This window comes from Acidaminococcus sp. (genome assembly GCF_050873445.1).
Lineage (GTDB): Bacteria > Bacillota > Negativicutes > Acidaminococcales > Acidaminococcaceae > Acidaminococcus.
This window is the reverse complement of the sequence record NZ_JBNMIU010000009.1, coordinates 33,261-59,389: the sequence shown is the minus strand read 5'-3', so window position 1 is coordinate 59,389 and position 26,129 is coordinate 33,261. Positions and strand designations below refer to the sequence as shown.

Below are 26,129 nucleotides of genomic sequence, written 5' to 3'. Positions count from 1 at the left end.
AGTAACGTCGGTAGTGCGGAAGTAGAATTGCGGACGATAGCCGTTGAAGAACGGAGTATGACGGCCGCCTTCTTCTTTGGTCAGTACGTAAACCTGACCCTTGAATTTCGTATGAGGATGGATGGTGCCGGGTTTAGCCAGAACCTGACCTCTTTCTACTTCAGTACGATCGATACCACGCAGCAGGCAGCCGATGTTATCGCCGGCTTCAGCCTGATCCAGGGTCTTGCGGAACATTTCCAGACCGGTGGCAACGGATTGTTTCTTTTCGTCTTTCAGACCAACGATTTCAACAGTGTCGCCGACTTTGATCACACCACGTTCCACACGGCCGGTAGCTACGGTACCACGACCGGTGATGGTGAATACGTCTTCGATAGGCATCAGGAAGGGTTTAGCCAGGTCATGGACAGGAGTCGGGATATAGTCATCGACAGCTTCCATCAGTTTGCGGATGTTGTCTTCCTGTTCCTTGTCGCCTTCCAGAGCTTTCAGAGCGGAGCCCACAACGATGGGTACTTCATCTCCAGGATAGCCGTACTGACTCAGCAGTTCACGGACTTCCATTTCAACCAGTTCGATCAGTTCAGGATCGTCTACTTGGTCGGATTTGTTCAGGAACACTACGATGGCAGGTACGCCAACCTGACGAGCCAGCAGGATGTGTTCACGGGTCTGAGGCATAGGACCATCAGCAGCGGAAACAACCAGGATGGCACCGTCCATCTGTGCAGCACCGGTGATCATGTTCTTTACATAGTCAGCGTGCCCCGGGCAGTCAACGTGTGCATAGTGTCTCTTCGTGGTTTCATATTCAACGTGAGCAGTATTGATGGTGATACCACGTTCTCTTTCTTCCGGAGCCTTATCGATATCGGCATAAGCTTCGAAAGTGGCTTTGCAGCCCGGAGTTTCGGACAGGACTTTGGTGATAGCCGCAGTCAGAGTGGTCTTACCATGGTCAACGTGACCAATGGTACCAATGTTCACATGAGGTTTGGTTCTTTCAAATTTCTCTTTAGCCATTGTTATATCCTCCTAATGATCACAAGGCTCAGCCCTGTGCAGTTCCTTTATTTTTAGCAATGATCGCTTCTGCGATATTCTTAGGAACTTCTTCGTAATGGTCTACTTCCATGGAGTAGTTGCCGCGGCCCTGGGTCTTGGAACGCAGGTCCGTTGCATACCCGAACATTTCGGACAGGGGAACATAAGCCGTGATGACTTGTGCGCCGCTTCTGGCTTCCATGCCTTCGATACGGCCCCGGCGAGAGTTCAGGTCGCCGATTACGTCGCCCATGTACTCTTCAGGGATGGTGACTTCCACTTTCATGTACGGTTCCAGCAGAACGGGGTTAGCTTTCAGGGCACCGTTCTTGAAGCCCATGGAACCGGCAATCTTAAATGCCATTTCAGAGGAGTCGACTTCGTGGTAGGAACCATCGAATACGGTGACACCGATATCCACCATGGGGTAACCGGCCACAACACCGTTTTCCATAGCTTCCTTGACACCTGCTTCAACAGGGGCAATGTATTCTTTCGGAATAGCGCCGCCAACGATCTTGTTTTCGAACTTGAAGCCTTCGCCTGCCTGCAGCGGAGTCAGTTTCAGCCAGCAATCGCCGTACTGACCTTTACCACCGGACTGACGGACGAATTTGCCCTGGCTTTCAACTTCCTTGCGGATGGTTTCTCTGTAAGCCACCTGCGGGTTGCCCACAGTGCAGTCTACGTGGAATTCTCTCTTCAGACGGTCAACGATGATGTCCAGGTGAAGTTCGCCCATCCCGGAGATGATGGTCTGCGAGGATTCCGGATCCGTGCGGACACGGAAGGTCGGGTCTTCTTCAGCCAGCTTGCTCAGGGCAATGCCCATCTTTTCCTGGTCAGCTTTGGTCTTCGGTTCGATGGCTACGGAAATAACCGGTTCAGGGAAGACCATGGATTCCAGGATGATCGGAGCTTTTTCATCGCACAGAGTATCACCGGTGCCGGTGTCTTTCAGACCCACAGCAGCAGCAATATCGCCGGCGTATACATCATTGATTTCCGTTCTGTGGTTGGAGTGCATCCGCAGGATACGGCCGATACGTTCTCTCTTTTCCTTGTTGGCGTTGTACACATAGGAGCCAGCGCTCAGGGTACCGGAGTATACCCGGAAGAAAGCCAGACGGCCGACATAGGGGTCGGTAGCGATCTTGAAGGCCAGTGCAGCGAACGGAGCTTTATCGTCGGAAGGACGTTCTTCTTCTTCGCCGGTCTCAGGGTTGGTCCCTTTGATAGCAGGTACATCCAGAGGAGAGGGCATGTAATCGATGATGGCATCCAGCAGAGGCTGTACGCCTTTGTTCTTGTAGGAAGAACCGCAGGTCACAGGGAAGAGTTTGCATTGGCAGGTCATCTTCCGGATTGCGCTCTTGATTTCTTCTTTGGTCAGGTCTTCGCCTTCCAGGTATTTTTCCATCAGGTTGTCATCGCTTTCCACGATGGCTTCCAGCAGGATCTGACGATATTTTTGAGCCTGTTCCACATATTCTTCAGGAATCGGTTCAAACTCTTCATCTTTACCCAGTTTATCGCCGTAGATGATGGCTTGCATCTCTACCAGGTCAACCAGACCAACGAAGCTGTCTTCCGCGCCCATAGGGATCTGGATAGCAACAGCGTTGGCACCCAGACGATCCTTCATCATTTGGATTACGTTGAAGAAGTCAGCGCCCGTGGTATCCATCTTGTTGACATAAGCGATACGGGGAACATTGTATTCTTCCGCCTGACGCCATACGGTTTCGGACTGGGGTTCAACGCCGCCCTTGGCGCTGAATACAGCCACAGAGCCATCCAGGACACGCAGGGAACGTTCAACTTCTACGGTGAAGTCAACGTGGCCCGGGGTGTCGATGATGTTAATGGAATGGCCTTTCCAATGGCAAGTCGTAGCAGCGGAAGTAATCGTAATACCACGTTCTTGTTCCTGAACCATCCAGTCCATGGTGGCAGCACCATCATGAACTTCACCGATCTTGTGAGTCTTGCCGGTGTAGAACAGGATCCGTTCCGTGGTCGTAGTCTTACCGGCATCGATGTGAGCCATGATGCCGATGTTTCTAATTTTCTTTAAGGGAAACTCTCTACCCACGAATTACTCCTCCTTAAGGAATCTTACCAGCGATAGTGAGCAAACGCTCTGTTTGCTTCAGCCATCTTGTGCGTATCTTCACGTTTCTTGACAGCAGCGCCAGTGTTGTTGGCAGCGTCCATCAGTTCGCCAGCTACGCGTTCATACATGGTCTTTTCACCGCGCAGGCGGGAATAGTTGACCAGCCACCGGATACCCAGCGTGGTTTTCCGGTCAGCTCTTACTTCGACAGGGACCTGGTAGTTGGCACCGCCAACCCGGCGAGCTTTAACTTCCAGAACGGGCATTACGTTCTTCATGGCAGCATCGAACACTTCCATGGGATCCTTCCCAGTCTTGGAATGGATCAGATCGAATGCATCATATACGATACGCTCAGCAACACCTTTTTTGCCGTCGAGCATAATTTTGTTGATGAATCTGGTTAACAGTTTGGAACCATATACTGGATCCGGTAATACGTCTCTTTTGGTTACAGGACCTTTTCTCGGCATCTGTATTCCTCCTTCGTTATTTTCTCATTCTACAGCTGGCAGTCTAATTATTTCTTAGCTGCTTTCGGGCGTTTAGCGCCGTATTTGGAACGGCCTTGGTTGCGGTCAGCAACACCGGCGGTATCCAATGCACCGCGAATGATGTGATAACGAACACCAGGAAGGTCCTTGACTCTTCCGCCTCTGATCAGGACAACACTGTGTTCCTGCAGGTTATGGCCAATACCAGGGATGTAAGCAGTTACTTCAATACCATTGGTCAGACGGACACGAGCAACCTTCCGCAGAGCAGAGTTAGGTTTCTTCGGAGTGGTGGTGTACACTCTCGTGCAGACACCGCGTTTTTGCGGTGAATTTTTCAATGCTGGCGCCGTGGATTTTTGAGTAATAACTTGTCTACCTTTACGAACCAATTGGTTGATTGTAGGCATTCCGGCACCTCCTTTCTCGAGAATAAGATTTAATGATTATGAAGATCTTCCGCAAAGCAGAAGATTCTACCGGATTTGAAGCACAGCAGCAACGGATGCTCCCACGTGGATGCCGCAGGCCTTGCCAAGTTCCTGCATGGTGGGGACCGTCTCCACGACGATGCCCTTGGCTCCGCACAGGTCCCTTACGGGGCCCGTCACGTGTTCATCTGCATCCAGGGCGATCAGGACTCCAACAGCCTGATCCCGGGCGATAGCCTTCTGGGATTGCTTCACACCGACTACAACCGGCGAACCGTTTTTTACGTCTGCGAGAAACATTTGACACCTCCAAAAGACATACTACCCCTCTGTGACACTGTGGTATTGTAACATCCTTGACACCCAATGTCAAGGTTTTTCTCAATATTTTTTGTGCTTTAGCCCACATTTTATGCGCTTCTTTCATTACACAGTTCCTAGTGTTTCTTTTTGATGTAAGCAATGGCGTTTTTCCTTGTGTTTCGGGCAGCAGCACTTCGGTAAAACAGCTGAGTTTTCTCGTTTTTGGCCTCAAATTGGTCTGGCTGGCTGTATAGAAATTTATTTTTTCACAAAGAATTTACAAATTGATTCAAAAAAAATAACAGGAACCGTCCAAAGAACAGTTCCTGTTTCATGGGATCTTACCGTTTATACCCTGGAGTATTGCTGATCAAGGCGATGAACACCAGATCTTCCTTTCCCGTATTCTTCAGTCCGTGGGTGCTGCCGTCAGTACAGAAGGTCACATCACCGGCCTTTACGGTCAGTTTCCTGTTTTCATCGGTGTATTCCCCTTCACCCTTCAGCAGATAATAGGTCTCGTTGTTTCCAAGATGCTGATGGATAGGCACAGCGCAGCCCGGATGCAAGGTAATCTGGGCAAACAGATCATTGGTGCCGTTGAAATACTTGGGATCCAGCAGGATTTCCTTTTCAATGGTGCCGGTCTCAGGATTCTCCACCGTCTGCTTTTCTTTCGTTGTGAAAACTGCCATGGCAATCTCCTCCTCTGTATTCTCTATGGGTATTATAGCCAAATTCCCCTCCCATTGCAAAAGAAAGGACCTCATTTGCCGCTTTTTTTCGCCATGAGCTGGCGGCTGGTCTTGTACACCTTGGCCAGGCCGGACACCAGCAGGATCCCCATGGCAATGGCCATGGCGTCCAGGGCTGCCGACACGAATGTATGCATCCCCATGCTGTAGGAATCCAGCATGGTATAGTTCATGGCCCGGTACAGGGGCAGTCCGGGTACAAGAGGGATGACTCCGGGAATGGAGAAGATGGGCACCGGCTGTTTATACCAGCGGGCAAAAATCTCGCTGCAGATGGAAAGGGCCACCGTACCTGCAAAGTTACTGAGCATGGAGCTGAGCCCGAACCCGCTCAGCAGGATGATATAGACCCCGAAGCCCACCATGCCTACAAAGCCGGCCTTATACAGGCAGCTTTTGGGACAGTTGAACAGTTTCCCGAACGCCACTGTGGCAAAGAAGGAAAACAGGGTTTTGATGAAAATGGTCGCAGCCAGTGGCATACAAGCCTCCTACATATACAGAATGCCCAGGACAGTGGCGATCCCCACAGCCACCCCCACCACCAGGAAAATAGCTTCCCCGGCCCGGCAGGTACCGCTGAGCAGATCGCCAGCCATGAAATCACGGATCCCGTTGGTAAAGGCCATGCCAGGCAGCCAGGGCATGGCACCGCCGGCAATGGCCAGTTCCATGACCATATCCGGGCATACTTTCCGGAACAGCACCACGGTCAGACAGATGATGGCTCCGGCCATGGTAGTGGCCCAGAAGTTGCTTGGCCGAAAGGGAGAAAGGGCCTTCACAAAGGCCATGGAAAACAGGGAACCCAGGAAGGCCGCCGCAAATTCCAGCACACCGCCTCCCAGTACCACAGCGAAGAAGCCTCCGGCCAGCCCCGACCAGAAGATGTCCTCCCGGGCCGGGCGGGGTTTGCGCATGGTCTTTTCCGCAAGCATGGCCATGGTGTCCTGGAAACTCTTATTCCAGTGGGGCATCTGGAAGCTCATGGAGTTGACCTCACTGATCAGCGTCAGATCCGTGCCCCGTTCTGTCACCCGGTACATGAGGCTGGCTCCCTCCATCGTCTCCTCTCCGATCATGATCAGAGAGGGCGTGCAGAAAGAAGCAATGGTGTGCATGCCGCCCTCGTGGCAGATCCGCAGCATGGTATCCTCCACCCGGTAGGTCTCCGCCCCGCTGACCAGCAGGATCTTGCCCGCAGTCAAGGCGATTTTCAACACCTGCTCCTTGCTCATGGAAGCTAAGGTACTTTTCATGGCATACTCCTTTGCCCATTCTTATTCGCTGAACAGCCGGTCCACAGCCTCCCGGAACCGGTTGGCTCCCCCCATGGAAGGATGGGGCACCGCCGCACAGGGCACCCCGTATTTTTCCAGGGTACCAGCGCTTTTCCGCCCGATGGCGATGACTTTCATTCCAGGCAGCAGTGCCAGCAGGTCCCAGGCAAACCGGATACCTATATCCAGTTCCGGCCCGGTGGGAGTCCTGTTGGTCAAAATGCCGGAGGATTTATGGGGATGGAAGGGGAAGATATTCCACAGCACGGTCTGAAAGGGAGCCAGTCCCTGCTTGGCCAGTTCTCCCCACATGATGGTAGCCGTAGGTTCGTTGAACCCCTCTTCCCGCTGTTTCCGGTTCAGCAGCGGGCTTTCCGGATTACTAGTCCGCCGGTAGTCCCAGCCTTCGCCCAGCACCACTTCCGGGCGTACTGTGGCATGGTGGCCCAGCAGGATCCGCTCGCTGGTCATGGCCATACCGGAAAAATGACCGCCCTGGTAGCCCAGACCCTCGGCAATGAACAGGAAACGGGCACCTTTCCGCAGTTCCAGGTAGCGGCGGAGATTGGCTGACCGGATCACCGGCGCCTGGGGTCCGATATCACACTGGGGATCATAGTCTCCCCAGGGATTGAAGCAGTTCTCCCCGTGGAAGTGCTGCAATTTCTGTAAAAATTCTTCAATCGTCATTCCAAAGACTCCATCAGTTTCTCCCACTTTTCCATGAGCCCGTCCAGGATCTTCTCCTGTTCCGCATACTCATTGGCCAGGCGAGTACTGGTTGCCAGATCCTGCTGGTTGGCCGGGTCGGCGATCTGATTGCTGAGCACCTTCTGCAGTGCTTCGTACTCCCGGATCTTCAGTTCCACCTGGGGCAGCAGTTTCTGAGCCTCGCCGGGACTGTAAGGTTTCTTCTCCGGCTTTTTCTCCGCCTGTCCGGGAGCAGCCGTTTTCTTGGTTTCCGGAGCAGGCGCTGCTTGTTCTGCATTTTCAGGTTCTGCCTTCTCCCTGTTCTTTTTCGCTGCAGGTACCGCCACTGCAGCCCCAGCCTGCCGTTTCTGCCGTTCTGCCAGGTAGAAATCGTAGTTGCCCTTGTAATCAGCCACATGACCCTGTTCCACTGCCCAGATCCGTTCAGCCACCTCATTGACCAGGTACCGGTCATGGCTGACCAGCAGCACGGTGCCGTCAAAGGTTTCCAGGGCCGCTTCCACCGCCTCCTTGGCAGCGATATCCAGATGGTTGGTAGGTTCGTCCAGGAGCAGGCAGTTTGCCCCGTCCAGGACCAGTTTCAACAGTACCAGACGGGCTTTCTGGCCCCCGGACAGGGTGCCGATCACCTTGAACACATCTTCTCCATGGAACATCATGCTCCCCAAAAGGCGCCGCGTCTGCTCGTCAGTGAGCCCGTACTCCGTCAGGAAGTTCTCCATGATGGTCTGCTTCTCATCCAGCCGTTCGTAACTCTGGGAGAAGTAACCGATTTTCACCCGGTTGCCGATGCGGGCATCCCCCTTCAGGGGCGGCAGTTCCTGGAGGATGGTCTTCAGCAAGGTGGATTTGCCGCAGCCATTGGGGCCGATGATGGCCACCTTCTCACCCCGGCGCAGGGTCAGATCCACATCCTGCAGCAGTGTCGTCCCGGGGTAGCCCACATCCAGGTGTTCCAGCATAATCACCTTTTCTGCGCATTCGGTGGCATGGGGCAGGCGCAGTTCGAACTCTTCCTCCTGCACCGGTGCATCGATCCGTTCCAGCCGGTCCAGCTGGGACTGGCGTCCCCGGGCCATCTTGCTCTTGATGCCCGCTTTGAACCGGCGGATATAGGCCTCCTGCCGGGCGATGTATTCCTGCTGGGCCTCGTAGGCCCGGGTCTGGGTCAGTACCTGCACTTCCTTCTGTTCCAGGTAGCGGGAATAATTTCCCTTGAACCGATGGATGGTACCTTCTTCCATTTCCAGGATGTCATCCACCACATTGTCCAAAAATGCCCGGTCGTGAGAAATCACCAGCACACCGCCCCGGAATTCCCGCAGGTATTTTTCCAGCCATTCGCTCATGACGATGTCCAGGTGGTTGGTGGGTTCGTCCAGGATCAGCAGATCCGGAGAATTCACCAGGGCCGCCGCCAGCTGCAGCCGTGTCTTCTGCCCTCCGGACAGCTTATCTGCCCGGTTCTCCCAGGTTTCCTCCGGATAGCCCAGACCAATGAGCACCCGTTTGATATTGCTTTCGTAATGGTATCCGTCCAGATGGGCATAACGGCTCTCCGTACGGGCATACTGATCCAGGATCCCCTGGAGCTCGTCTCCCCTGGCTTTGCCGCTTGCTTCTTCCAGTTTCTGCATCTTGTCCCGCAGGTTCAGGATATCCGGGCAGGCATGCTGCATGAACTGCCAGATGGTCTCCTCCCGGAAATCATCGAAGCCCTGTTCCACATAGCCCAGTCGCAGCTCTCCGGCGAACTTCACCGTACCTCCGTCCGCAAAGTCCGGATCCAGCAGGCAACGTAGCAGGGTGGTCTTGCCGGAGCCGTTGACCCCTACCAGGCCCACTTTTTCACCCTGCCGGATGGTAAAACTTACATTTTGAAAAATATCGTGGACGCCGAAACTTTTTTTCAAGCCGTCCACGGTAACTAAAATATCCATACTGCTTATTTTTCGTATCCTTCGGGATGACCCTCATGCCACCGCCAGGCCGTAGCCACGATCTCTTCGATGTTGCTGTGGCGGGGTTCCCAATGGAGCTCCTTCTTGATTTTTTCCGAAGAAGCGATCAGTTTGGCCGGATCCCCGGCTCTTCTGGCTTCTTCCTTCACCGCAAAGCTGCGGCCGGTGACCTTTTTCACCGTTTCAATGATTTCCCGCACAGAGAAACCGTTTTCCGTCCCCAGGTTATACACCCGGCTGCTGCCGCCCTCTTTCAGGTGGTTCATGGCCAGTACATGGGCACTGGCCAGGTCTTTTACGTGGATGTAGTCCCGCAGGCAGGTGCCATCCGGGGTAGGATAATCCGTCCCGAAAATGGACACGCTGTCCCGCCGGCCCAGAGCCGCCTGGATAATCAGGGGGATCAGATGGGTCTCCGGCCGGTGGTCTTCCCCGATGTTCCCCAGCAGGGAAGCACCAGCGGCATTGAAGTAGCGCAGGGCCACATAGCGCAGGCCATAGGCCCTGCTGTAGTCTTCCATCATCCTTTCAATCATCAGCTTGGTCCGGCCGTACACATTGGTGGGACACAGGGGCATGTCTTCCGTAATGGGGACTTGTTCCGGTTCCCCATATACAGCAGCCGTGGAGGAGAACACCAGCTGGTCCACGCCGGCTTCCCGCATGGCATCCAGGAGCCCCAGGGTCCCGGCCACGTTGTTGTAGTAGTATTTTCCCGGGTTCGTCATGGATTCGCCTACCTGACTGCTGGCCGCAAAATGGAGCACCCCATCAATTTCATATTCCCCCAGCACATGTTTCAAAAAATTGAAATCATGGATATCCCCTTCGATCAGCTGTACTTTTTCCGACACCGCATCCACATGACCGGTGCTGAAGTTATCGTACACAATGGGCGTATACCCGTTGGCCGTCAGTTCTTCCACCACATGGGAGCCGATGTACCCGGCTCCCCCTGTTACCAGTACGTTCATTCCCAAAAACTCCTCCTATGCTCTTTCTCCGCCGATCAGTTCCAGCATTTCCCGGATTTTCTGCTTCAGCAGATCCCTATCGCCCCGGGTTTCGATGTTCAGACGCACCACCGGTTCCGTATTGGATTTCCGCAGGTTGAAGCGCCATTCGGTGTAGACCACGCTCAGCCCGTCCATCCGGTCCTGGATCCCGGATCTGAAAAATTTGGACAGCCGTTCCAGGATTTCGTCCGCATCCTTCACCTTCAGATTGATTTCCCCGCTGCAGGGATATTCAGCGATCCGGGCATCCACCATCTGGCTGAGTGTCATACCGGAAGTGGAAATCAGGGAGATCATCAGCAGCCAGGGAATCATCCCGCTGTCGCAGTAGGAGAAGTCACGGAAATAATGGTGGGCACTCATTTCGCCCCCGTAAATCACGTTGTTCCTCCGCATGCACTCCTTGATAAAAGCATGACCGCTCTTGCAGCGCACCGGTTCTCCGTCATAGCGGGCGATGATGTCTTCCGTATTCCAGGTCAGGCGGGGATCATACAGGATTTTGCTGCCCGGATGCTTCTTCAGGAAGTACTGGGCAAACAGGCCCACCAGATAGTACCCTTCAATGAACCGGCCGTTCTCGTCGAAGAAAAAGCAGCGGTCAAAATCCCCGTCCCAGGCAATGCCCAGATCGGCGCCCACCTTTTTCACAGCTTCAGACGTGGCTGCCCGATTGCCCGGCAGCAGCGGGTTGGGCACCCCGTTGGGAAAATTCCCGTCCGGGGTCTCGTTCAGCATGAAGAACTGACAGGGCAGATGTCTGGCCAGCTCCCGCACAATAGGACCGGCGCCGCCATTGCCCGGGTTGGCCACGATTTTCAGAGGCAGCAGGCTCTTCACATTGATATAGGAAAGCAAATGTTCCACATAACTGGGGACAATGTTGATTTCTTCATAGCCGCCCCGTTTGTCCGCTTTGGGCACCCGGGTCTCGAAATCGTCGGCCGTCACCATTTCCGCCAGCTCCTGCAGACCCGTATCCGCCGAAATAGGCCGGGCTTCCGAACGTACCAGCTTCATGCCGTTATAGTCCTTGGGATTGTGGCTGGCAGTGATCATCATACCCCCATCTGTCTTCAGATGGGCAGTGGCAAAATAAATCATTTCCGTGCCGCACTGGCCCAGATCCAGTACCTGAGCACCGGCGTCCCGCATGCCGTCCACAGCAGCCTTGCTCAGGGCCGGTCCGCTGAGGCGGATATCGTGACCCACCACCAGCTTCCTGGCTTTCAGGTACCAGACCAGAGAACGCCCCAGACGGTACGCCAGGTCTTCGTTCACTTCCTCCGGTACGATGCCCCGGATGTCATAGGCCTTAAATGCTTTTGTGCTGATCACGATACTCTCTCCTCACCCTTTTATTTTTCATCCAGCAATGCCAGATTTTCAGACGGCAGCAAATCCTGGGCCTTGCTCAGAGGAACCCGCAGGCCACTCCGGTTCAGGATGGCCATGCTGCCATTCTTTAACACGATATCGGTCCGGGCCAGTTCCCGCAGGACGAACCCGATGGCCACCAGGAAGTTCAGCCGGTCCTTTTCCTCCAGAGTAAACAGACTATAGTCGTTCTTGGTGGTAAGCAGGTGCTGCAGATACTGGATCTGTTCCCGCTGCTCGTTCTTCAGAAGTTCCATGGTCTTGCGCACATGGGCCACTACTTCCAGCAGGCGCTGCCCCCGGGCTTCCGCATCGGCCAGCAGCAGGGACTGGGTATCCGTATCCGTCTTGAAATGGACCGCCTGGTCCTTGGTCATCTTCGACCCGTCCTTATCGGAAAAATAGCCGGGCCGCAGGACCTTGGGGAAGCACATGATGGATTCCAGGACGCTCATTTCATCCAGGACCGTCACTTCCGAAGTATACAGGGGCTGATCCATGATCCTTTCCATAACCAGCTTGGCCTCATCCCGTTCCAGCTCCGACTGGCTGTAGGAACTGGCCGCCCCGCCCTGGAGGGCCAGCACCGTCAGCATGCCGGTACCTTCTGTATCCAGTTTTTTATTCTGGATCCGTTCCACCACCTGGCGGATCCGTTTCAGTTTCCGCACATCCTGGGGCAGCATATGGAGATTTTTGTGGCTCTTATACGTATAATGTCCGGGCAAATTGTCGATTTTCTCCAAAATGGCGAAGACCTTGTCATAACAGCCCCATACATGGAGTTTCAGATGGCCCAGGTTCTCCACTTCCGGAGTCAACTGTTCCAGGACCTTATAGAACTTGAACCGCTCTTCATTGTACCGTTCAATGGCATTTTTCACCATGTTCTCTGCGCTGGTAGCGCTCTTGTATAATTTCAGGCCGGCTGCACCAATCCCGGCAGCCGCCCATACAACAAGCGGTATTGGCATGACAAAAGCCTCCTTCCTGCACTGTATCTGCTATGGATACGCCTAGCTCTACAAATTATAGCCCGATTCCAGACGATAGTCAAAACGAAAACCCGTTGAAACACATCCTTTTCCGTTGTAAAATGAAAAGATAGAATGCATAGAGGAGGAACACCCATGAAAAAATTCCTGGCATTGGCCACCCTGCTGGTGACGCTGCTGGCTCTGCCCCTGACGGCGGGTGCTGCACGCAGCGGCTGGAAGAGCAATACCTTTCCTTTTAAACACTTGAAAGTCGTTTATCTGAAAAACTTGAGCCGTCAGGATGCGGACTTCCAGAAAGCCCATCCTTCCTTCGTCCGGGACGACGATGCCGTCCGCAAGACCTTCCTGACCCTGCAGCAGGATTTGAAGAAGAAAGGCGTCACCCTGTACAACAATCCGGTCATGCTGCCCGATAAACAGCTGCGCAACACCATCACCCTGCAGGTGCAGTTGAACCGTGTGGGAGCAGAACCTGCCACTCCAGGCGCTGAAGTCACCACCGACAGGAAGGGAAAAAAGCTGACCAGTGCCGGTACCTCCTATGCCAGCCTGAGTTTCCTGGCGACCAAGAACGGTGAGACCATCTACCAGCTCACCGATGACCGCACCAGCAGCGAATATTCATCCGATACCCTGCTGGCCGGTATCATCCGGGAAGCCGCCACTGAGCTGACAAAAAACGCAAAGAAATAAAGAAAAGACAGGAGCTGTGAATCATCCTTCGCAGCTCCTGTCTTTTTGCCAGCATCAGCTGGCCTCCATCGACTAGTGACGAAGGGCTAGTGACGGATGACGACACCTTTGATCAGGCCGCCCTCACCGGCGGCCCTTTTTTAATGCCCAGAATATGCAGATTCCCTGGCACAGGGCCAGCACCAGCAAAAGAATAAAGGCATGGGCCGTACCCAGACCGGTACCCGTGGACAGATCCGGTCCGGCCTGCTGACCGGCGGCTACCAGAGCCGCCGCCATGGCTGTACCCACCGCACCGGCCAGCTGCTGCAGCGTATTGCACACCGCATTGCCGTCCGGCTGGATGGCCGCCGGCAGCTGCCCCATGGCGTAAGTCAGGATATTTCCGGCGGAAAGGCCCTGCCCCACGGTAAAGATCACATAAACCAGGGTCAGTCCCAAAATCCCGACCGTTCCCAGCACCAGGTTGTACCCCACCTGGCTCAGCAGAAGACACAGGCTGCCCACAAGAAGAGGCTTCGCTGCCCCCAGCCGGTCATAGAGCCGTCCGCTCACCGGAGCCAGAGCCGCTCCCACCAGGCAGCCAGGCAGCAGGATGCATCCGGCGGAAAAGGGATCCGCCCGGAGCACCAGCTGGGCATAGTTGGGCAGCAAAAAGCCGATACCCAGGCACAGGAACTGGACCAGCAGGAGCCCCAGTACCGCTCCGTCAAAAGACACCGACCGGAACACGTCCAAGTTCAGGAGAGGTGCTTTTCCCCGCTGCAGCAGCCGGTTCTCCTGCCGCAGAAAAATCTCTACCGCCAGGAGTCCCAACGCCGCCAGCCCCAGACAGGGCAGAACCGGCAGACTGGAAGCATAGCTGCACAGCAGCAGCAGACAGGAAAAGGCCACAGCCAGACAGCCCAGCCCGAAGGAATCAAAGGCCCGGGGCCCGTAAGGCGACGACTGCCGGATGGCATAGAGCCCGGCCCCCAGGGAAAACAGCAGTCCGGGTACCAGGGCCACGAAAATCATGCGCCAGCCGAACTGGCCTACGATAAAGCCTCCCAGGGATGGCCCCACTGCCGGGGCCAGGGCGCACACCAGCATGGCTGCCCCCATCATGGTACCGATTTTATTGAGAGGAGCCTGGTCCAGCACCAAGTTGAACATAAGCGGCAGGCCGATGCCTGTACCCGCCCCCTGGAACAGCCGCCCCAGCAGAAGCATGGGAAAACTTCCGGCCACCGCATCCAATACCGTCCCGCTCAAAAACAGCAGGTTCCCGACTACAAACAGTTTCTTCAGGGGAAAGCGATGCTTCAAAAAGCTGGAAGTGGGGATCACCGTGGCCAGCACCAGCAGATAGCCAGTGGTCAGCCACTGCACCGTGGAAGTCCCCACGGAAAATTCCCGCATCAGCGTAGGAAAGGTCACGTTCATGGCCGTTTCAATCACCACGCCCGTAAAGGAAAGCAGGCCGGCCGCTACGATGGAAAGGAACAGTTTGGCATCCGCCCGGCGGACAAATTCTTTGGGTTCTTTATTCATGGTATATCTCCTTTTCTGTTTCCGCAAAGCAGTCTTCCACACGGTCCATCACCTGAGCTACCTGATGGATCACCCGGATAGCCACCTCCACATCGGCCAGTTCCAGGCCTTCCAGTTCTCCATTGAGCCACTGATGGAACTGCCGCACATACCGTTCATAGAAGGCTTCTCCAGCCTGGGTCAGAGCCACCATATAGACCCTTCGGTCCTCCGGCAGCTGGTGCAGTTTTGCATACCCCATCTCCACCAATTCGTGGATCAGCCGGGTGATGCTGGGCTGGGTAATGCCCATGGCCCGGCCCACATCACCAGTGCGCACCTGGACTTTTTTCTCAGCCAGCTGGTGGATGGTGTCCACTACCCGCACATGGCCCGATTTCATGCCCCGGGGCAGACGGGGCTGCTTTTCAACAATGCCTTTTGCTTCCTGGCAAGCCAACAGGAAGCGTTTCGTCAATGCCAGTTCCATGATCTACTCCTTTATTTACCTCAAGTAATTACCAAAGGTAAATAATACGCCGTTTTCCCGTAAAAAACAAGGGGCACCGCTTATGCGATACCCCCTGTACAGGTCACTGTTTACTTTTTCACCACATCGATGCTGCCGTCTTTCAGCACTGCTTCGATGTGATCTCCGCTCTGGATTTCGCCTCTGACGATCTTGTTGCTCACCACAGTTTCCACCGTATGGACAATCAGTCTTTTCAGCGGACGGGCACCAAAGGCAGGATCGAACCCGGCCTTGGCCAGATAGGCCACAGCTTCGTCAGTAGCAGTCAGCGTCAGTTCCTGCTGGCTGTGCAGACGATCACCCAGGTGTTTCAGGATCAGTTTGACGATATCCTTCAGCTGTTCTTCCTGCAGCGGTCTGAAGACCACGATGTCATCCACACGGTTCAGGAATTCAGGACGGAAGAATTTCATCAGCATGCTGCGGACTTCTTCTTTGCTGATGCTGCCCTTCTTCTCCATGATTTCATGGGAACCCAGGTTACTGGTCATGATAATCAGAGTGTTCTTGAAGTCCACCATCCGGCCCTGGCCATCGGTCAGACGGCCATCATCCAGCACCTGCAGAAGCACGTTGAATACATCCGGATGGGCCTTTTCGATTTCATCGAACAGGATCACGGAATACGGATGACGCCGTACTGCTTCCGTCAGCTGGCCGCCTTCTTCATACCCGACATAGCCGGGAGGCGCACCGATCAGACGAGAAACCGTATGTTTCTCCATGTATTCACTCATATCGATACGGATAATGCTCTTTTCATCATTGAACAGCACTTCGGCCAGCGTCTTGGCCAGTTCGGTCTTGCCCACACCGGTAGGCCCCAGGAAAATGAAGGAACCGATGGGCTTATTGGGATCCTTGATGCCTGCCCGAGCCCGGATCACAGCCTCACTGACAGCTTCTACAGCCTCATCCTGGCCGATAACTCTCTTGTGGAGGATTTCCGGCAGGTGAGCCAGTTTTTTCTTTTCGCCCTCCATCAGACGGTTCACAGGAATACCCGTCCAGGTGCTGACCACCTTGGCGATATCATCCTCATCCACCTCTTCCTTCAGCAGGCGCTTGTCAGACTGCTCGGCCTTCTCCAGGGCAGCTAGCTGCTTCTGCAGTTCCGGCAGTTTGCCGTACTTCAGTTCTGCCAGCTTGTTCAGATCGTAGGTCCGTTCAGCCTCTTCCATCTCTTTCTTCACATTGTCAATTTCCTTTTTCACCTGACGGACTTTGGCAATGCCGCCTTTTTCTTCCTTCCACTGAGCCATGAGTTTGTCATTCTCGGCCTTCAGCGTAGTCAGTTCTTCCTTGATTTTCTCCAGCCGAGCCAGGGAAGCCTCATCGTCTTCCTTGGACAGGGCCTGTTCCTCGATCTGCAGCTGCAGCATCCGACGGCGGCTTTCATCCAGTTCCGTAGGCATGGAGTCGATTTCCACCCGCAGACGGGCAGCTGCCTCATCCACCAGATCGATGGCCTTATCCGGCAGGAACCGGTCATTGATATACCGATTGGACAGGGTAGCAGCAGCCACCAGGGCCGAATCCTTGATCCGGACGCCATGATGCACTTCGTACCGTTCTTTCAGGCCTCTCAGGATGGAGATGGTATCCTCCACACTGGGTTCCTTCACCAGTACGGGCTGGAAACGACGTTCCAGAGCGGAATCTTTTTCAATATACTTCCGGTATTCCTTCAGGGTCGTGGCACCGATGCAGCGCAGTTCCCCTCTGGCCAGCATGGGTTTCAGGATATTCCCGGCATCCATGGAGCCTTCGGAAGCACCGGCACCCACCACCGTGTGCAGTTCATCGATGAACATGATGATCTGGCCGGCGGAATCGGATACGATTTTCAGGACTTTCTTCAACCGTTCTTCGAATTCCCCTCTATATTTGGCACCAGCCACCAGAGAAGCCAGATCCAGGGCATACAGGGTCTTATTTTTCAGAGATTCCGGCACATCACCAGCTACGATCCGGCGGGCCAGTCCTTCCACGATGGCAGTCTTGCCGACACCGGGTTCACCGATCAGCACCGGGTTGTTCTTCTTCCGGCGAGACAGGATTTCAATGGTCCGACGGATTTCATCATCACGGCCGATGACCGGATCCAGTTTGCCATCCCTGGCTTTCTGGGTCAGATCCTGGCCGAATTTCTCCAGAGTCTTGCGGTTTTCGTCCGCATCCCCATTGTTTTCGTATTTATCGATAAGACCGCGGATGGCACTACGGGTAATCCCATACTTTTTACACAAGTTCACCACTTCGGTATCCCCATCCTCACACAGGGCAGCCAGCAGATGAGAGGCCGTCACCTGGTTCTGCCCTGCAGCCTTTTCTGCCAGAGCGAACACCCGGGCCAGGCCTGTGCTCATCCCCAATTGATCCGTACCTTTCACCGAGGGCATCTGTTTGACCAGATGGTCCACTTCCCGACTGAACTGGGTCTCATCCACATTCAGGCTTTTCAGTACGAACTTGAAGAACCCATCCGGCTGACCGCACATAGCGGACAGCAGATGGACCGTAGTCAGTTCCGGGTTATAATTCATGACGGCTTGCTGCTGGGCAGCTTCCAATAAACTTCTCACTTCATCACTCAAGCGTTCTGCCTGCATAACAAACACCTCCAACTCCATTTCCCTATCAAATGGATGCAATTGTTTCGTTTCAGAGCCTGTAAACAATAAGGCCCGGGAAGCCTTTTCCACTTCCCGGGTTTTATTCTACACGTTAAAAGTCAAAAAGTCAAATGATTTTTTCGATTTTTTGACTTTTCCCTGATTTTTTCTCAAAAACAGGTTCATGCCTTGTGTTTGACCATTTCCTTATAAAAGTCTTTTCCCGCTTTCCAGGCCCGTTTCCGGCGTTTTTCCGTGCGCAGCCCCTCCTGGCCGCACAGAGCTGCCAGAGCCAGGCTCAAAGGCCGGTCATCCACCTGTTCCGCCCCTTCTTCCAGAGTTCTGGTCCGTGCGTAACTGAGGCAGTGCTTCCACCACTGATCCTCATAGACCCGGCCCCGTTTCTGCAGCCGTTTTCCGCCCAGGCCCCAAGTCAAGGCCAGCAGGCCTTCCAGTTTCTCCATTTGTTCTTTCCGGTCCCAGGGATTGGTTTTACCCCCATCGGCCAGCAGCTGTTCCTCCTGCAGCCAGACATTCCACTGACGCTGGAGCAGGGTGCCCAGATCAGCAATTCCTGCTTTTGCATGGGCCAGGGTACACAGGTACAGCAGCTGCCACAGGACCGCCCGCACTTCTTTCCCGCAGGCCTCCGCTGCTTTTCGGGCTGCAGCTGCCCACTGGTCATCCAGCCATTTCCGTCCTGGTCCCAGAGGCAGCAGTTCCTCTGGAAAAGGTTTGGACTTCCCATCGGAAAGCCCTGTCAGATAAGCCAGGGGGGCCAGCTGTTCCTGAAGTCCGGTCAGAAGTTTTTTCCCTTTTTTCCAGGTTCTCAGAGACAGGAAGTCCTGTCCCACCAGCCACAGGCCTCTCAGCTGCCGCAGTGTATACAGCATACCCTGGACATCCAATTCTTCATCCACCTGCAGTGCCAGTTTGTCCAACGCCGTTCCAGCTGCTTTCCGGGCCAGGCTGCGCCACAGGATTACCGGATCCGCGTCTTTCGTCCAGGAGGGAATGTCCGCTCTTTCTTTGGTTTTGGGCGTGTTTTTTTCCAGCAGGGCCAGTCCCCGGCTGAACTTGCTCCGTTCCTCCGGCAGCAGGGGAATCTCCAGGGACAGTCCTGCCGTAAAACGCAGAAGTTCCCGTTCCTGTCCCTTCTTCAGTTCCAGTTCGATTTCCCCGATCAGGGCTTCTTTGCCCCCGGCTTTGATAGTCCCCGTATCCACAGCCGCTTCCACCACCGTCACGGCAGAAAGCTGCAGCAGGGCTACCTTCCGGGTAAATTCCACCGTGCACAGCGGCAGCAGCTCATCTTCCTGGAGCAGGGCCTGCAGTTTCTGATCCACCTGAGGATCAAAGCCCCGAAGCACTGGCTGATCCTGTTTTAGAGGCACAGTATATTCCGCCCGCCGGGAAAATCCATTTACGGTTTCGCCCCGGCTCTTGATGGTGGCTTCAAAGGTCCTGCCGTCGGTCCGGCGGATCCGGTAGGCCATCCCCGTCCGGGACAATTTCCGATCCCGGGTATCCAGATACTGGTTCCACAGCTTCAGGGTATGCTGGCTGCCTGCCACTATTTTTTTCTTCACCAGAGGCAGCTGGAAGAACTTCTTCCGGGCTTCTTTCGTAGAAGTCAGTTTGATTTCTTTTTCCTGTCCATTGGCCATTGCCATCACGCTCCCCTATGTTATCTTTTCATTGTAGCACAGACAGGAGACAAGCAGGATTCTCCATTTGGCTATACCCCGGGAAATTCATGGAATCAAAAAAGCTGCCGCCCGCAGGCGACAGCTTTTGACTCAAAACGGTCCGATTTTGGTGATCGTAGCGTACCACATCACTACGAATGCGAAAATCCATTCCAGGCCCAGCAGCGGGAAGGCGAATTTCCACCAGCGCCGCAGCGGAATCCCGGCCACGGTCAGCACCGTCATGGTGGTGCCGCTGGCAGGGGTCACCATGTTGGTGAAAGCATCCCCCATCTGGAAGGCCAGTACCGCAGACTGCCGGGTAATTCCCACCAGGTCAGCCAGCGGCGCCATAATGGGCATGGTGATGGCAGCCTGTCCGGACCCGGACGGCACCACCATGTTGAACACATCTTGTACAATGAACATGCCGAAGCCCAGAAGGGACTGCGGGAACAGGTTCAGGCCACCGGCCAGATAATGGATGATGGTATCCAGGATCTTGCTGTCGCCCATAAGCAGCGTCACCCCTTTGCACAGGGAAACCATCATGCAGGGCATGGCCATATTCTTCACGCCGCCGATGAAGGTATTGGCGAATTCATTGATGCTCAGCCGTCCCACAATGCCGGCGAATACGGCCATCATCAGGAACAGGGCAGCCAGTTCATCCATATAGAAGCCATATTTGATGACCCCAACCAGGATGACAGCGATGGTAACCACGAAGCCGCCCATAATCACTTTCTGGCGGCCGGTCATGTACTTGTCCTTCCCTTCGTAAGCAGTCAGATCCATGTTTTCCTTAATGATCTGGTCATAATCATAGGTATAGCTTTTCTCAGGGTTCTTCTTGATCTTCCGGGCATACCACAAGGTATAGATGACGTTGATCACAATCAGAGCCGCCAGCATCACCACACGCAGCTGGATGCCGGAAAACATGGGCAGCCCGGCAATGCTCTGGGCCACGCCCACGGTAAAAGCATTGGTCACCCCGGCGCCGTACCCGCCGCTGACAGCCGCCAGGGGCATAGCCACAGCCACAATGGAGTCGAAACCCAGAGCGTAGCTCACGGCCATGATCAGAGGCACAAAGGCAATATACTCTTCACTGCACCCGGCAAAGGAGCTGAGGCAGGTCATGATGGTAAGCAGCACGGGGATCATGAGCATCTCCCGTCCCTTCACCTTGGTCACCACATGGCCCAGGGCCCCTTCGATGGCACCGGTGGCCGCCATTACGTTCAAGGCTCCGCCGATGATCATCAAAAAGCCCACGATACTGCTGGCGCTCTTCACGCCGCGAGGCACTGCCTTGAACACATCAAAGAAACCAGCCGGATGCCTGGCGATAAAGTGGAAGGTATTGGGATCCACCACCATCCGTCCGCTGGAAGCATCCTTCACCCGGTCAAACACGCCGGCCGGGACGATGTAAGTAGCGATGGCCGTTAAGATCAAGATGAAGAAAATGATGATGATCGGACTGGGTACCGATACTTTTTTGTTCACCGGCTTCTGCACGGTGTCTTGCTTTGTTTCCGTCATAACAACTCCTCTTTGCCGTTACAGGCGACAGACAGCCACTGCCAGAAGCAGTGTCCGTTCAAACATGGTTTCCACATTGGCGTATTCGTGCATCGTATGGGCGCCGTCCCCCTGGACCCCTACGGAATCCAGGATGGGGATTCCCGCCTGGGCCATGAAAGAAGCATCGGAACAGCCGCCGGGATGGGCAGCCCCAAAGGCCGGAATCCCGAAGTCCGCCGCTACCTGATTCACCAGGGTGAGCAGTTTATCGTTGCCTTCAGTCCGTTCGAACACAGGCATGAAGGCCGGGAATTCCACCTCCGTAGTGGTACCGGGTACATGGTTCTCAGCGCAGATGGCCCGGATGGTCTTCTGCAGCTTTTCCTTGTCTTCATTGTAGTCGTAGCGGCAGTCCACTTCGATGCGGCAGGTGTCGGCCACCGCATTGGAGACGGTCCCTCCGGAGATGATGTCCGTACTCACGATCCGTCCTTTTTCCAGGTCCGTCAAGGCCCGCAGGGCAATGACCTTGTGGGCCATTTCCTCGATGGCGTTGGCGGAAATGGCGTAGGCGTTTCCCACATGGCCAGCTTTGCCGTGGACGGTGATCCACACATCCATGCAGCCCTTCCGGCCCACGGTGAGACAGTTGTCCATACGGCCTGTCTCAAAGTTAAAGGCGCACAGGCAGCCTTTGGACTCTTCCACCAGCATATCGGCTACCCGGGACCCCTGGTGGGTGATCTCTTCATCCGGCACGAAAACCAGCTTCAGCGGATGCTGGTCATAACCGGCTTCCGTCAGGATCTTGGCCAGGTACACAGCCATGACGATGCCGCCCTTCATATCACAGACCCCAGGTCCATAGGCTTTGCCGTCCTTCAGGGTAAAGGCCTTCTCCGGGTAGCTGCCGTTAGGGAACACCGTATCCAGATGCCCGCTGAACAGGATGGGCTTGCCGGGACGATCTTTGCCCACCCAGGCTCGGAGCAGGGGAACGGCGCCGGTATCCAGCAGTTCCGTTTCCATCCCTTCTTTTTCAAGCCGGGCAGCCACTTTTTCCATCAAGGCCTGCATCCGTTCCTTTTCCTTGCTGCCGGCCTGGAAATCGATCAGCTCCTTCCAGAAAGCCAGCATATCCTGGCGATATTTTTCCACCAGGGCTTTCAGTTGTGCTTCTTTTTGATCCATGAATTTTCTCCTTATGATTCCATGCAAATCACGAATTATGCACTGTCATTGTATAATTATGTTTATTTTATCGAAAATCCCAGCAGATAGCAATAAAAAAGCAGGGGATGCGGAAAATATTTTCCACATCCCGTCACTCATCGCTGCCCACTGATCACGACGCATCTTTTACATAAAGAGCAAGGCCAGCCCCGTAGTGATGATCCCGCAGACGCACAGGGAAATGGAGCTCATGGCCCCCTGGATTTTGCCGATCTCCAGTGCCTTGCTGGTACCCACTGCGTGGCTGCAGGCGCCAATGGCCACCCCCTCGGCCACCGGATCCTTGATATGGAACAATTTGGCCAGATACGGAGCGATCACCGCCCCCTCGATGCCCGTAATCACCACAGCCCCGGCCGTAATGCCCGGGATGCCGCCGCCATTTTCCGAAATCCCCAGGGCGATGGCCGTAGTCACGCTCTTGGGCAGCATGGAAGCTGAAAATACCGAATTGGTCCTGAACAGATGGCACAAGGTCAGTGCCGCCACGATACTGACCAGACTGCCCATGATGCAGCCCAGCAGCACCGGCAGAAAGTTTTCCTGCAGCACCTTCCGCTGCTGATAGATATTCAGGGCCAGTACCGCCGTGGCCGGTCCCAGCAGCATGGTAATGACGGATCCTCCTACATTGAAATGCTTCAGGGGAACGCCCAGTACTGTCAGAATCAGCACAATCATCAGAGAAGAAGTAAGCACCGGGTTGCACAGCAGCCAGCCGGTCTTTTTCTGGAGTTTCACCCCCAGTACCCAGCAGACAAAGATCAGCGTCAGGCCAAAGAACGGTGTACGGGTAAAAGCGTCAGGCATGATGGGCTCCTTTCCTCCGAAAATACAGGCACAGCTGGACCGTCCAACCGGCCACGAAATAGACCAGCGGCGTAGTCACCAGGGTAATCACCAGGAACGGCACCAGATAATTTGTCAAGGTTTCCACATATTCCATAGTCCCCACTACCGCCGGCACGAAAAAAATTCCCATATTCCGGATGAAGAAACCGCCTGCATCCTTCACCTGCTCCGGCCGCAGCCATTTCCGATAGAACAGAAAAGTCAGCACCAGCAGGCTGATCACACTGTACGGCACCATGAAGGGCAGCAGGGCCGCGATCCCGATACCAATCAGACAAACGCCAAAAATCAGCGCCAATTCCATGACAATGTTCATGACTCCCCCTAAAACCTTATCTTTCTTTGAAAATCCAACAGAGACGCACAATAGTTTTAGTATATAGTATATCCTCTCGGAAAGGAAGGAGAAATGTGATAAAAATGGCATATTTTCATGGATTTAGGCAAAATTTGTCTTTAAATCCAGTTAGGTAAAATAAACAAACGTCCCGTTTCAGTCTCCGGATTGTTCGTTATTTATTGAACTTTATGCATAATTTACTATTGATTGTTCGTAAAAATGTGCTATAATACGGACCATAAAAGAAAAATTAGGAGGATTATGGCAATGAGTCAGCAAAAAGTCGAACGTTTGGAAAGCGATTCTATCGGTAAGAAATACGTCCCTGCGGACGCCTACTATGGTGTGCAAACCCTGCGCGCCTATGAAAATTTCCACATTACCGGTCAATCCACCCATCCGACGATGATCAAAAGCCTGGCCCTGATCAAAAAAGCCTGTGCGATGGCCAATCGTCGGGCTGGCACATTGCAGCCTGCCAAGGCGGACGCCATCATGGCCGCTTGTGACAAAGTACTGGCAGGTGAACATCAGGACCAGTTCATCCTGGACCCCATCCAGGGCGGCGCCGGTACCTCACTCAATATGAATGCCAACGAAGTGATTGCCAATATCGCCATCGAACTGCTGGGCGGCGAAAAAGGAGACTATACCCTGGTCCATCCCAACGATGACGTAAACCGGGGGCAGTCCACCAATGACGTAATCCCCACCGCCGGCAAACTGACAGCCCTGTTCCTGCTCCAGGACCTGTACAGGAGCCTGCAGGCCTTGAAAGAAGCCTTTGCCCAGAAAGGTGTGGAGTTCGATTCCGTGCTGAAGATGGGCCGCACCCAGCTGCAGGACGCTGTCCCCATCCGGCTGGGCCAGGAATTCAAAGCCTATGCCACTGCCCTGGAGCGTGGTTTGAGACGGATCCGGTCCGCTGCTGCTGAAATGACTTCCATCAATATGGGTGGTACTGCCATTGGCACCGGAGTGAATGCCGCCGCTTCCTACTCCCGGCATATTGCGGATGATCTTTCCCAGCTGACCGGGTTTTCCTTTACACAGGCTGCGGATCTGATTGACGCCACCCAGAACATTGACAGTTTCGCCGCTGTTTCCGGCAGCCTGAAGGACTGTGCCGTTGCCCTGTCCAAGATCTCCAACGACCTGCGTCTCATGTCCTCCGGTCCCCGGACCGGATTGGAGGAGATCAACCTTCCGGCCAGGCAGAACGGTTCTTCCATCATGCCCGGCAAGGTAAACCCGGTAATCCCGGAAGTGGTCAGCCAGGTAGCCTTCCGCATCGTGGGCAATGACACCTGCATCGCCATGGCCGTAGAAGCCGGCCAGCTGGAACTGAACGCCTTCGAGCCAGTGGTCTTCTACTCCCTGTTCCAGAGCATCGACACCCTGCGGGAAGCCGCCGATACCCTGCGCATCAACTGTGTGGAAGGCATCACCGCCAACCGGGAGCATTGTCAGCACCTGCTGAAGCTGAGCGCCGGCATCGTAACGGCATTGAGTCCCTACATCGGCTACGCCAAAGCTGCCAAGCTGGCCAAAGAATCCCTGGCCAAGAACATCCCCGTGGTGAAGCTGGCCCGGCAGCGCCATTACCTGTCCGACAAACAGCTTGAATCTGTGCTGGATCCGTACAAGATGACCACGCCTGCAGTACGATAAAGATACCAGCTGATGCAACAAAAAAATAAAAGAACTGTGGAGAATTCATTTTCTTCACAGTTCTTTTTCATTCCCATATGGTGCGATTGGCGCGAGTCGAACGCGCGACCCTCTGCTTAGGAGGCAGATGCTCTATCCAACTGAGCTACAACCGCATAACAAAGTTATTATAACAACTCTGGCAGCTGTGAGCAAGAGGGGATTCTTCAAAGCTTTTGCGGCGTATCCCCTCCGGGAAGCCACTGACGGCTGACACAAAAGGGCACTGCAAGAATTCCACAGTGCCCTTTTCGATTTAGAATTTGTAGGAAACCCCCACGTTCACTTCGTGAGTCTTGGCATCGATATCGCCCTTGAAATCTTTGTACTTGCTGTCGTTGTAGGATACGTTGGCTTCCCAGTTGTCCGTGAAAGCATACCCTACGCCCAGTTCGTACTGGGTGATGTTGTTGCCGGTACCGAACTTGGCCCAGCCGGTAGTCTTTTCCGTGATGGGCAGCCGGCCAATGGCCCCCACCTGATACCCGCTGTTATTGTCATGGTACCCATGCTGTTTGATCCGGTTCCGCACATATCCGCCATAACCGTACAGGTACGGGTTGAACTGGTAGATCAGGCTTACCTGATGGGACTGCACGGAAGCATCTTCGTTGCCTTCGTGGGCAGAATACTGATAATCCAGGCCCAGGTTATCGGCAATCCCTACGGTGCCGCCCACCCGATACCGGGAATCACCATCATAATTGGTGGTATGCCCACCCTGTTTCCATTTCAGAGAAGTGCCCACTGTGACGTTGGCATCGATCTTTGCAGCGCCAGGAGCAATCTTGGCCAGGGGAGAAGCACAGGCCACGGTCAAAGGCAGCAGGCTCAGCACTGCAGTGGCCATCATCATTTTTTTCATGGGAAATCCCTCCTTCAATGGATTCGAATACTCATCATCTATTCATTATACACGTTTTCATCAATTT

Annotated in this window: 24 protein-coding genes and 1 tRNA gene; 2 read left to right on the top strand and 23 right to left on the bottom strand. The window is 54.4% G+C overall.

Annotation, left to right across the window (positions count from 1 at the left end; translation table 11 throughout):
• The 13 genes from tuf to ACR0QW_RS02905 all read right to left on the bottom strand — a co-directional run.
• On the bottom strand, positions 1-1,026 hold a 1,026-nt coding region (gene tuf, locus ACR0QW_RS02965), incomplete at its 3' end, for an elongation factor Tu (RefSeq protein ID WP_432642239.1).
• Positions 1,027-1,054: 28 nt separating this feature from the next.
• Positions 1,055-3,142, bottom strand: a complete 2,088-nt coding sequence (gene fusA / locus ACR0QW_RS02960) for an elongation factor G (protein ID WP_432642238.1) — start codon at positions 3,140-3,142, stop codon at positions 1,055-1,057.
• A gap of 23 nt (positions 3,143-3,165) precedes the next feature.
• A complete protein-coding gene (gene rpsG, locus ACR0QW_RS02955; protein ID WP_071141976.1) occupies positions 3,166-3,636 on the bottom strand; it encodes a 30S ribosomal protein S7 in 471 nt (156 codons plus the stop codon).
• 47 nt (positions 3,637-3,683) lie between these two features.
• Positions 3,684-4,067 carry a 30S ribosomal protein S12 gene (rpsL, locus tag ACR0QW_RS02950; RefSeq protein WP_012939266.1) on the bottom strand — a complete coding sequence of 128 codons (384 nt, stop codon included), beginning with the start codon at positions 4,065-4,067 and terminating at the stop codon, positions 3,684-3,686.
• Positions 4,068-4,133: 66 nt separating this feature from the next.
• Positions 4,134-4,388, bottom strand: a complete 255-nt coding sequence (locus tag ACR0QW_RS02945; protein WP_432642237.1) for a L7Ae/L30e/S12e/Gadd45 family ribosomal protein — start codon at positions 4,386-4,388, stop codon at positions 4,134-4,136.
• A gap of 344 nt (positions 4,389-4,732) precedes the next feature.
• Positions 4,733-5,086, bottom strand: coding sequence for a cupin domain-containing protein (locus ACR0QW_RS02940; RefSeq protein WP_432642236.1), 354 nt, complete (start codon positions 5,084-5,086; stop codon positions 4,733-4,735).
• A 71-nt stretch (positions 5,087-5,157) separates the two neighbouring features.
• Positions 5,158-5,628, bottom strand: coding sequence for a threonine/serine exporter family protein (locus ACR0QW_RS02935; RefSeq protein WP_432642235.1), 471 nt, complete (start codon positions 5,626-5,628; stop codon positions 5,158-5,160).
• 9 nt (positions 5,629-5,637) lie between these two features.
• A complete protein-coding gene (locus tag ACR0QW_RS02930; protein WP_432642234.1) occupies positions 5,638-6,405 on the bottom strand; it encodes a threonine/serine ThrE exporter family protein in 768 nt (255 codons plus the stop codon).
• Positions 6,406-6,426: 21 nt separating this feature from the next.
• On the bottom strand, positions 6,427-7,116 hold the full coding sequence (locus ACR0QW_RS02925) for a uracil-DNA glycosylase (RefSeq protein ID WP_432642233.1): 690 nt from the start codon (positions 7,114-7,116) through the stop codon (positions 6,427-6,429).
• Positions 7,113-9,077 (bottom strand): ABC-F family ATP-binding cassette domain-containing protein, encoded by a 1,965-nt coding sequence (locus tag ACR0QW_RS02920; protein ID WP_432642232.1) that lies wholly within the window; start codon positions 9,075-9,077, stop codon positions 7,113-7,115. The genes ACR0QW_RS02925 and ACR0QW_RS02920 overlap by 4 nt, the downstream gene beginning before the upstream one ends.
• 5 nt (positions 9,078-9,082) lie before the next feature.
• The gene (galE, locus tag ACR0QW_RS02915; RefSeq protein ID WP_432642231.1) at positions 9,083-10,072 is read right to left on the bottom strand and encodes a UDP-glucose 4-epimerase GalE; all 990 of its coding nucleotides are present in this window, start codon (positions 10,070-10,072) and stop codon (positions 9,083-9,085) included.
• A 15-nt stretch (positions 10,073-10,087) separates the two neighbouring features.
• A complete protein-coding gene (locus tag ACR0QW_RS02910) occupies positions 10,088-11,452 on the bottom strand; it encodes a phosphomannomutase (protein WP_432642230.1) in 1,365 nt (454 codons plus the stop codon).
• Between the two features lie 20 nt (positions 11,453-11,472).
• On the bottom strand, positions 11,473-12,465 hold the full coding sequence (locus ACR0QW_RS02905) for a hypothetical protein (RefSeq protein ID WP_432642229.1): 993 nt from the start codon (positions 12,463-12,465) through the stop codon (positions 11,473-11,475).
• A gap of 156 nt (positions 12,466-12,621) precedes the next feature.
• Here ACR0QW_RS02905 and ACR0QW_RS02900 point away from each other — a divergent pair, with 156 nt between their 5' ends.
• Complete coding sequence (locus ACR0QW_RS02900; protein ID WP_432642228.1) at positions 12,622-13,182, top strand: hypothetical protein; 561 nt, start codon at positions 12,622-12,624, stop codon at positions 13,180-13,182.
• 123 nt (positions 13,183-13,305) lie between these two features.
• On the opposite strand, the gene ACR0QW_RS02895 is transcribed toward ACR0QW_RS02900, so the two are convergent.
• From ACR0QW_RS02895 to ACR0QW_RS02860, 8 genes are all read right to left on the bottom strand, one after another.
• A complete protein-coding gene (locus ACR0QW_RS02895) occupies positions 13,306-14,715 on the bottom strand; it encodes an MFS transporter (protein ID WP_432642227.1) in 1,410 nt (469 codons plus the stop codon).
• Entirely contained in the window at positions 14,708-15,184 is a 477-nt protein-coding gene (locus ACR0QW_RS02890; RefSeq protein ID WP_432642226.1) for a MarR family winged helix-turn-helix transcriptional regulator, read from the bottom strand. The genes ACR0QW_RS02895 and ACR0QW_RS02890 overlap by 8 nt, the downstream gene beginning before the upstream one ends.
• A gap of 110 nt (positions 15,185-15,294) precedes the next feature.
• Positions 15,295-17,838, bottom strand: coding sequence for an ATP-dependent chaperone ClpB (gene clpB, locus ACR0QW_RS02885; protein ID WP_432642225.1), 2,544 nt, complete (start codon positions 17,836-17,838; stop codon positions 15,295-15,297).
• 185 nt (positions 17,839-18,023) lie between these two features.
• Positions 18,024-19,514 carry an inorganic triphosphatase gene (locus ACR0QW_RS02880; protein ID WP_432642224.1) on the bottom strand — a complete coding sequence of 497 codons (1,491 nt, stop codon included), beginning with the start codon at positions 19,512-19,514 and terminating at the stop codon, positions 18,024-18,026.
• 126 nt (positions 19,515-19,640) lie between these two features.
• Entirely contained in the window at positions 19,641-21,080 is a 1,440-nt protein-coding gene (locus ACR0QW_RS02875) for a YfcC family protein (protein ID WP_432642223.1), read from the bottom strand.
• Positions 21,081-21,098: 18 nt separating this feature from the next.
• Complete coding sequence (locus tag ACR0QW_RS02870; protein ID WP_432642222.1) at positions 21,099-22,253, bottom strand: M20 family metallopeptidase; 1,155 nt, start codon at positions 22,251-22,253, stop codon at positions 21,099-21,101.
• A 168-nt stretch (positions 22,254-22,421) separates the two neighbouring features.
• Entirely contained in the window at positions 22,422-23,105 is a 684-nt protein-coding gene (locus ACR0QW_RS02865; protein WP_432642221.1) for an LrgB family protein, read from the bottom strand.
• Positions 23,098-23,463 carry a CidA/LrgA family protein gene (locus ACR0QW_RS02860; protein ID WP_432642220.1) on the bottom strand — a complete coding sequence of 122 codons (366 nt, stop codon included), beginning with the start codon at positions 23,461-23,463 and terminating at the stop codon, positions 23,098-23,100. The genes ACR0QW_RS02865 and ACR0QW_RS02860 overlap by 8 nt, the downstream gene beginning before the upstream one ends.
• Positions 23,464-23,754: 291 nt before the next feature.
• Between ACR0QW_RS02860 and ACR0QW_RS02855 the strand changes: the two genes are divergently transcribed.
• The gene (locus tag ACR0QW_RS02855) at positions 23,755-25,158 is read left to right on the top strand and encodes an aspartate ammonia-lyase (protein ID WP_432642219.1); all 1,404 of its coding nucleotides are present in this window, start codon (positions 23,755-23,757) and stop codon (positions 25,156-25,158) included.
• A gap of 78 nt (positions 25,159-25,236) precedes the next feature.
• Here ACR0QW_RS02855 and ACR0QW_RS02850 read toward each other — a convergent pair.
• Together ACR0QW_RS02850 and ACR0QW_RS02845 are read right to left on the bottom strand one after the other, a co-directional pair.
• A tRNA-Arg gene (locus tag ACR0QW_RS02850) sits at positions 25,237-25,313 on the bottom strand.
• Positions 25,314-25,453: 140 nt separating this feature from the next.
• The gene (locus ACR0QW_RS02845; protein ID WP_432642218.1) at positions 25,454-26,062 is read right to left on the bottom strand and encodes a porin family protein; all 609 of its coding nucleotides are present in this window, start codon (positions 26,060-26,062) and stop codon (positions 25,454-25,456) included.
• Between the last annotated feature and the right edge of the window lie 67 nt (positions 26,063-26,129).

What these genes read in the sequence shown, in the direction of transcription:
- ACR0QW_RS02870 (WP_432642222.1), bottom strand. Translation starts at nt 22,253, where the DNA reads ATGGATCAAAAAGAAGCACAACTGAAAGCCCTGGTGGAAAAATATCGC.
- ACR0QW_RS02900 (WP_432642228.1), top strand. Translation starts at nt 12,622, where the DNA reads ATGAAAAAATTCCTGGCATTGGCCACCCTGCTGGTGACGCTGCTGGCT.
- rpsL (WP_012939266.1), bottom strand. Translation starts at nt 4,067, where the DNA reads ATGCCTACAATCAACCAATTGGTTCGTAAAGGTAGACAAGTTATTACT.
- ACR0QW_RS02905 (WP_432642229.1), bottom strand. Translation starts at nt 12,465, where the DNA reads ATGCCAATACCGCTTGTTGTATGGGCGGCTGCCGGGATTGGTGCAGCC.
- ACR0QW_RS02930 (WP_432642234.1), bottom strand. Translation starts at nt 6,405, where the DNA reads ATGAAAAGTACCTTAGCTTCCATGAGCAAGGAGCAGGTGTTGAAAATC.
- galE (WP_432642231.1), bottom strand. Translation starts at nt 10,072, where the DNA reads ATGAACGTACTGGTAACAGGGGGAGCCGGGTACATCGGCTCCCATGTG.
- ACR0QW_RS02935 (WP_432642235.1), bottom strand. Translation starts at nt 5,628, where the DNA reads ATGCCACTGGCTGCGACCATTTTCATCAAAACCCTGTTTTCCTTCTTT.
- ACR0QW_RS02940 (WP_432642236.1), bottom strand. Translation starts at nt 5,086, where the DNA reads ATGGCAGTTTTCACAACGAAAGAAAAGCAGACGGTGGAGAATCCTGAG.
- ACR0QW_RS02875 (WP_432642223.1), bottom strand. Translation starts at nt 21,080, where the DNA reads ATGACGGAAACAAAGCAAGACACCGTGCAGAAGCCGGTGAACAAAAAA.
- ACR0QW_RS02845 (WP_432642218.1), bottom strand. Translation starts at nt 26,062, where the DNA reads ATGAAAAAAATGATGATGGCCACTGCAGTGCTGAGCCTGCTGCCTTTG.
- ACR0QW_RS02920 (WP_432642232.1), bottom strand. Translation starts at nt 9,077, where the DNA reads ATGGATATTTTAGTTACCGTGGACGGCTTGAAAAAAAGTTTCGGCGTC.
- ACR0QW_RS02855 (WP_432642219.1), top strand. Translation starts at nt 23,755, where the DNA reads ATGAGTCAGCAAAAAGTCGAACGTTTGGAAAGCGATTCTATCGGTAAG.
- ACR0QW_RS02860 (WP_432642220.1), bottom strand. Translation starts at nt 23,463, where the DNA reads ATGAACATTGTCATGGAATTGGCGCTGATTTTTGGCGTTTGTCTGATT.
- ACR0QW_RS02865 (WP_432642221.1), bottom strand. Translation starts at nt 23,105, where the DNA reads ATGCCTGACGCTTTTACCCGTACACCGTTCTTTGGCCTGACGCTGATC.
- ACR0QW_RS02945 (WP_432642237.1), bottom strand. Translation starts at nt 4,388, where the DNA reads ATGTTTCTCGCAGACGTAAAAAACGGTTCGCCGGTTGTAGTCGGTGTG.
- clpB (WP_432642225.1), bottom strand. Translation starts at nt 17,838, where the DNA reads ATGCAGGCAGAACGCTTGAGTGATGAAGTGAGAAGTTTATTGGAAGCT.
- ACR0QW_RS02925 (WP_432642233.1), bottom strand. Translation starts at nt 7,116, where the DNA reads ATGACGATTGAAGAATTTTTACAGAAATTGCAGCACTTCCACGGGGAG.
- ACR0QW_RS02890 (WP_432642226.1), bottom strand. Translation starts at nt 15,184, where the DNA reads ATGGAACTGGCATTGACGAAACGCTTCCTGTTGGCTTGCCAGGAAGCA.
- rpsG (WP_071141976.1), bottom strand. Translation starts at nt 3,636, where the DNA reads ATGCCGAGAAAAGGTCCTGTAACCAAAAGAGACGTATTACCGGATCCA.
- ACR0QW_RS02880 (WP_432642224.1), bottom strand. Translation starts at nt 19,514, where the DNA reads ATGGCAATGGCCAATGGACAGGAAAAAGAAATCAAACTGACTTCTACG.
- ACR0QW_RS02895 (WP_432642227.1), bottom strand. Translation starts at nt 14,715, where the DNA reads ATGAATAAAGAACCCAAAGAATTTGTCCGCCGGGCGGATGCCAAACTG.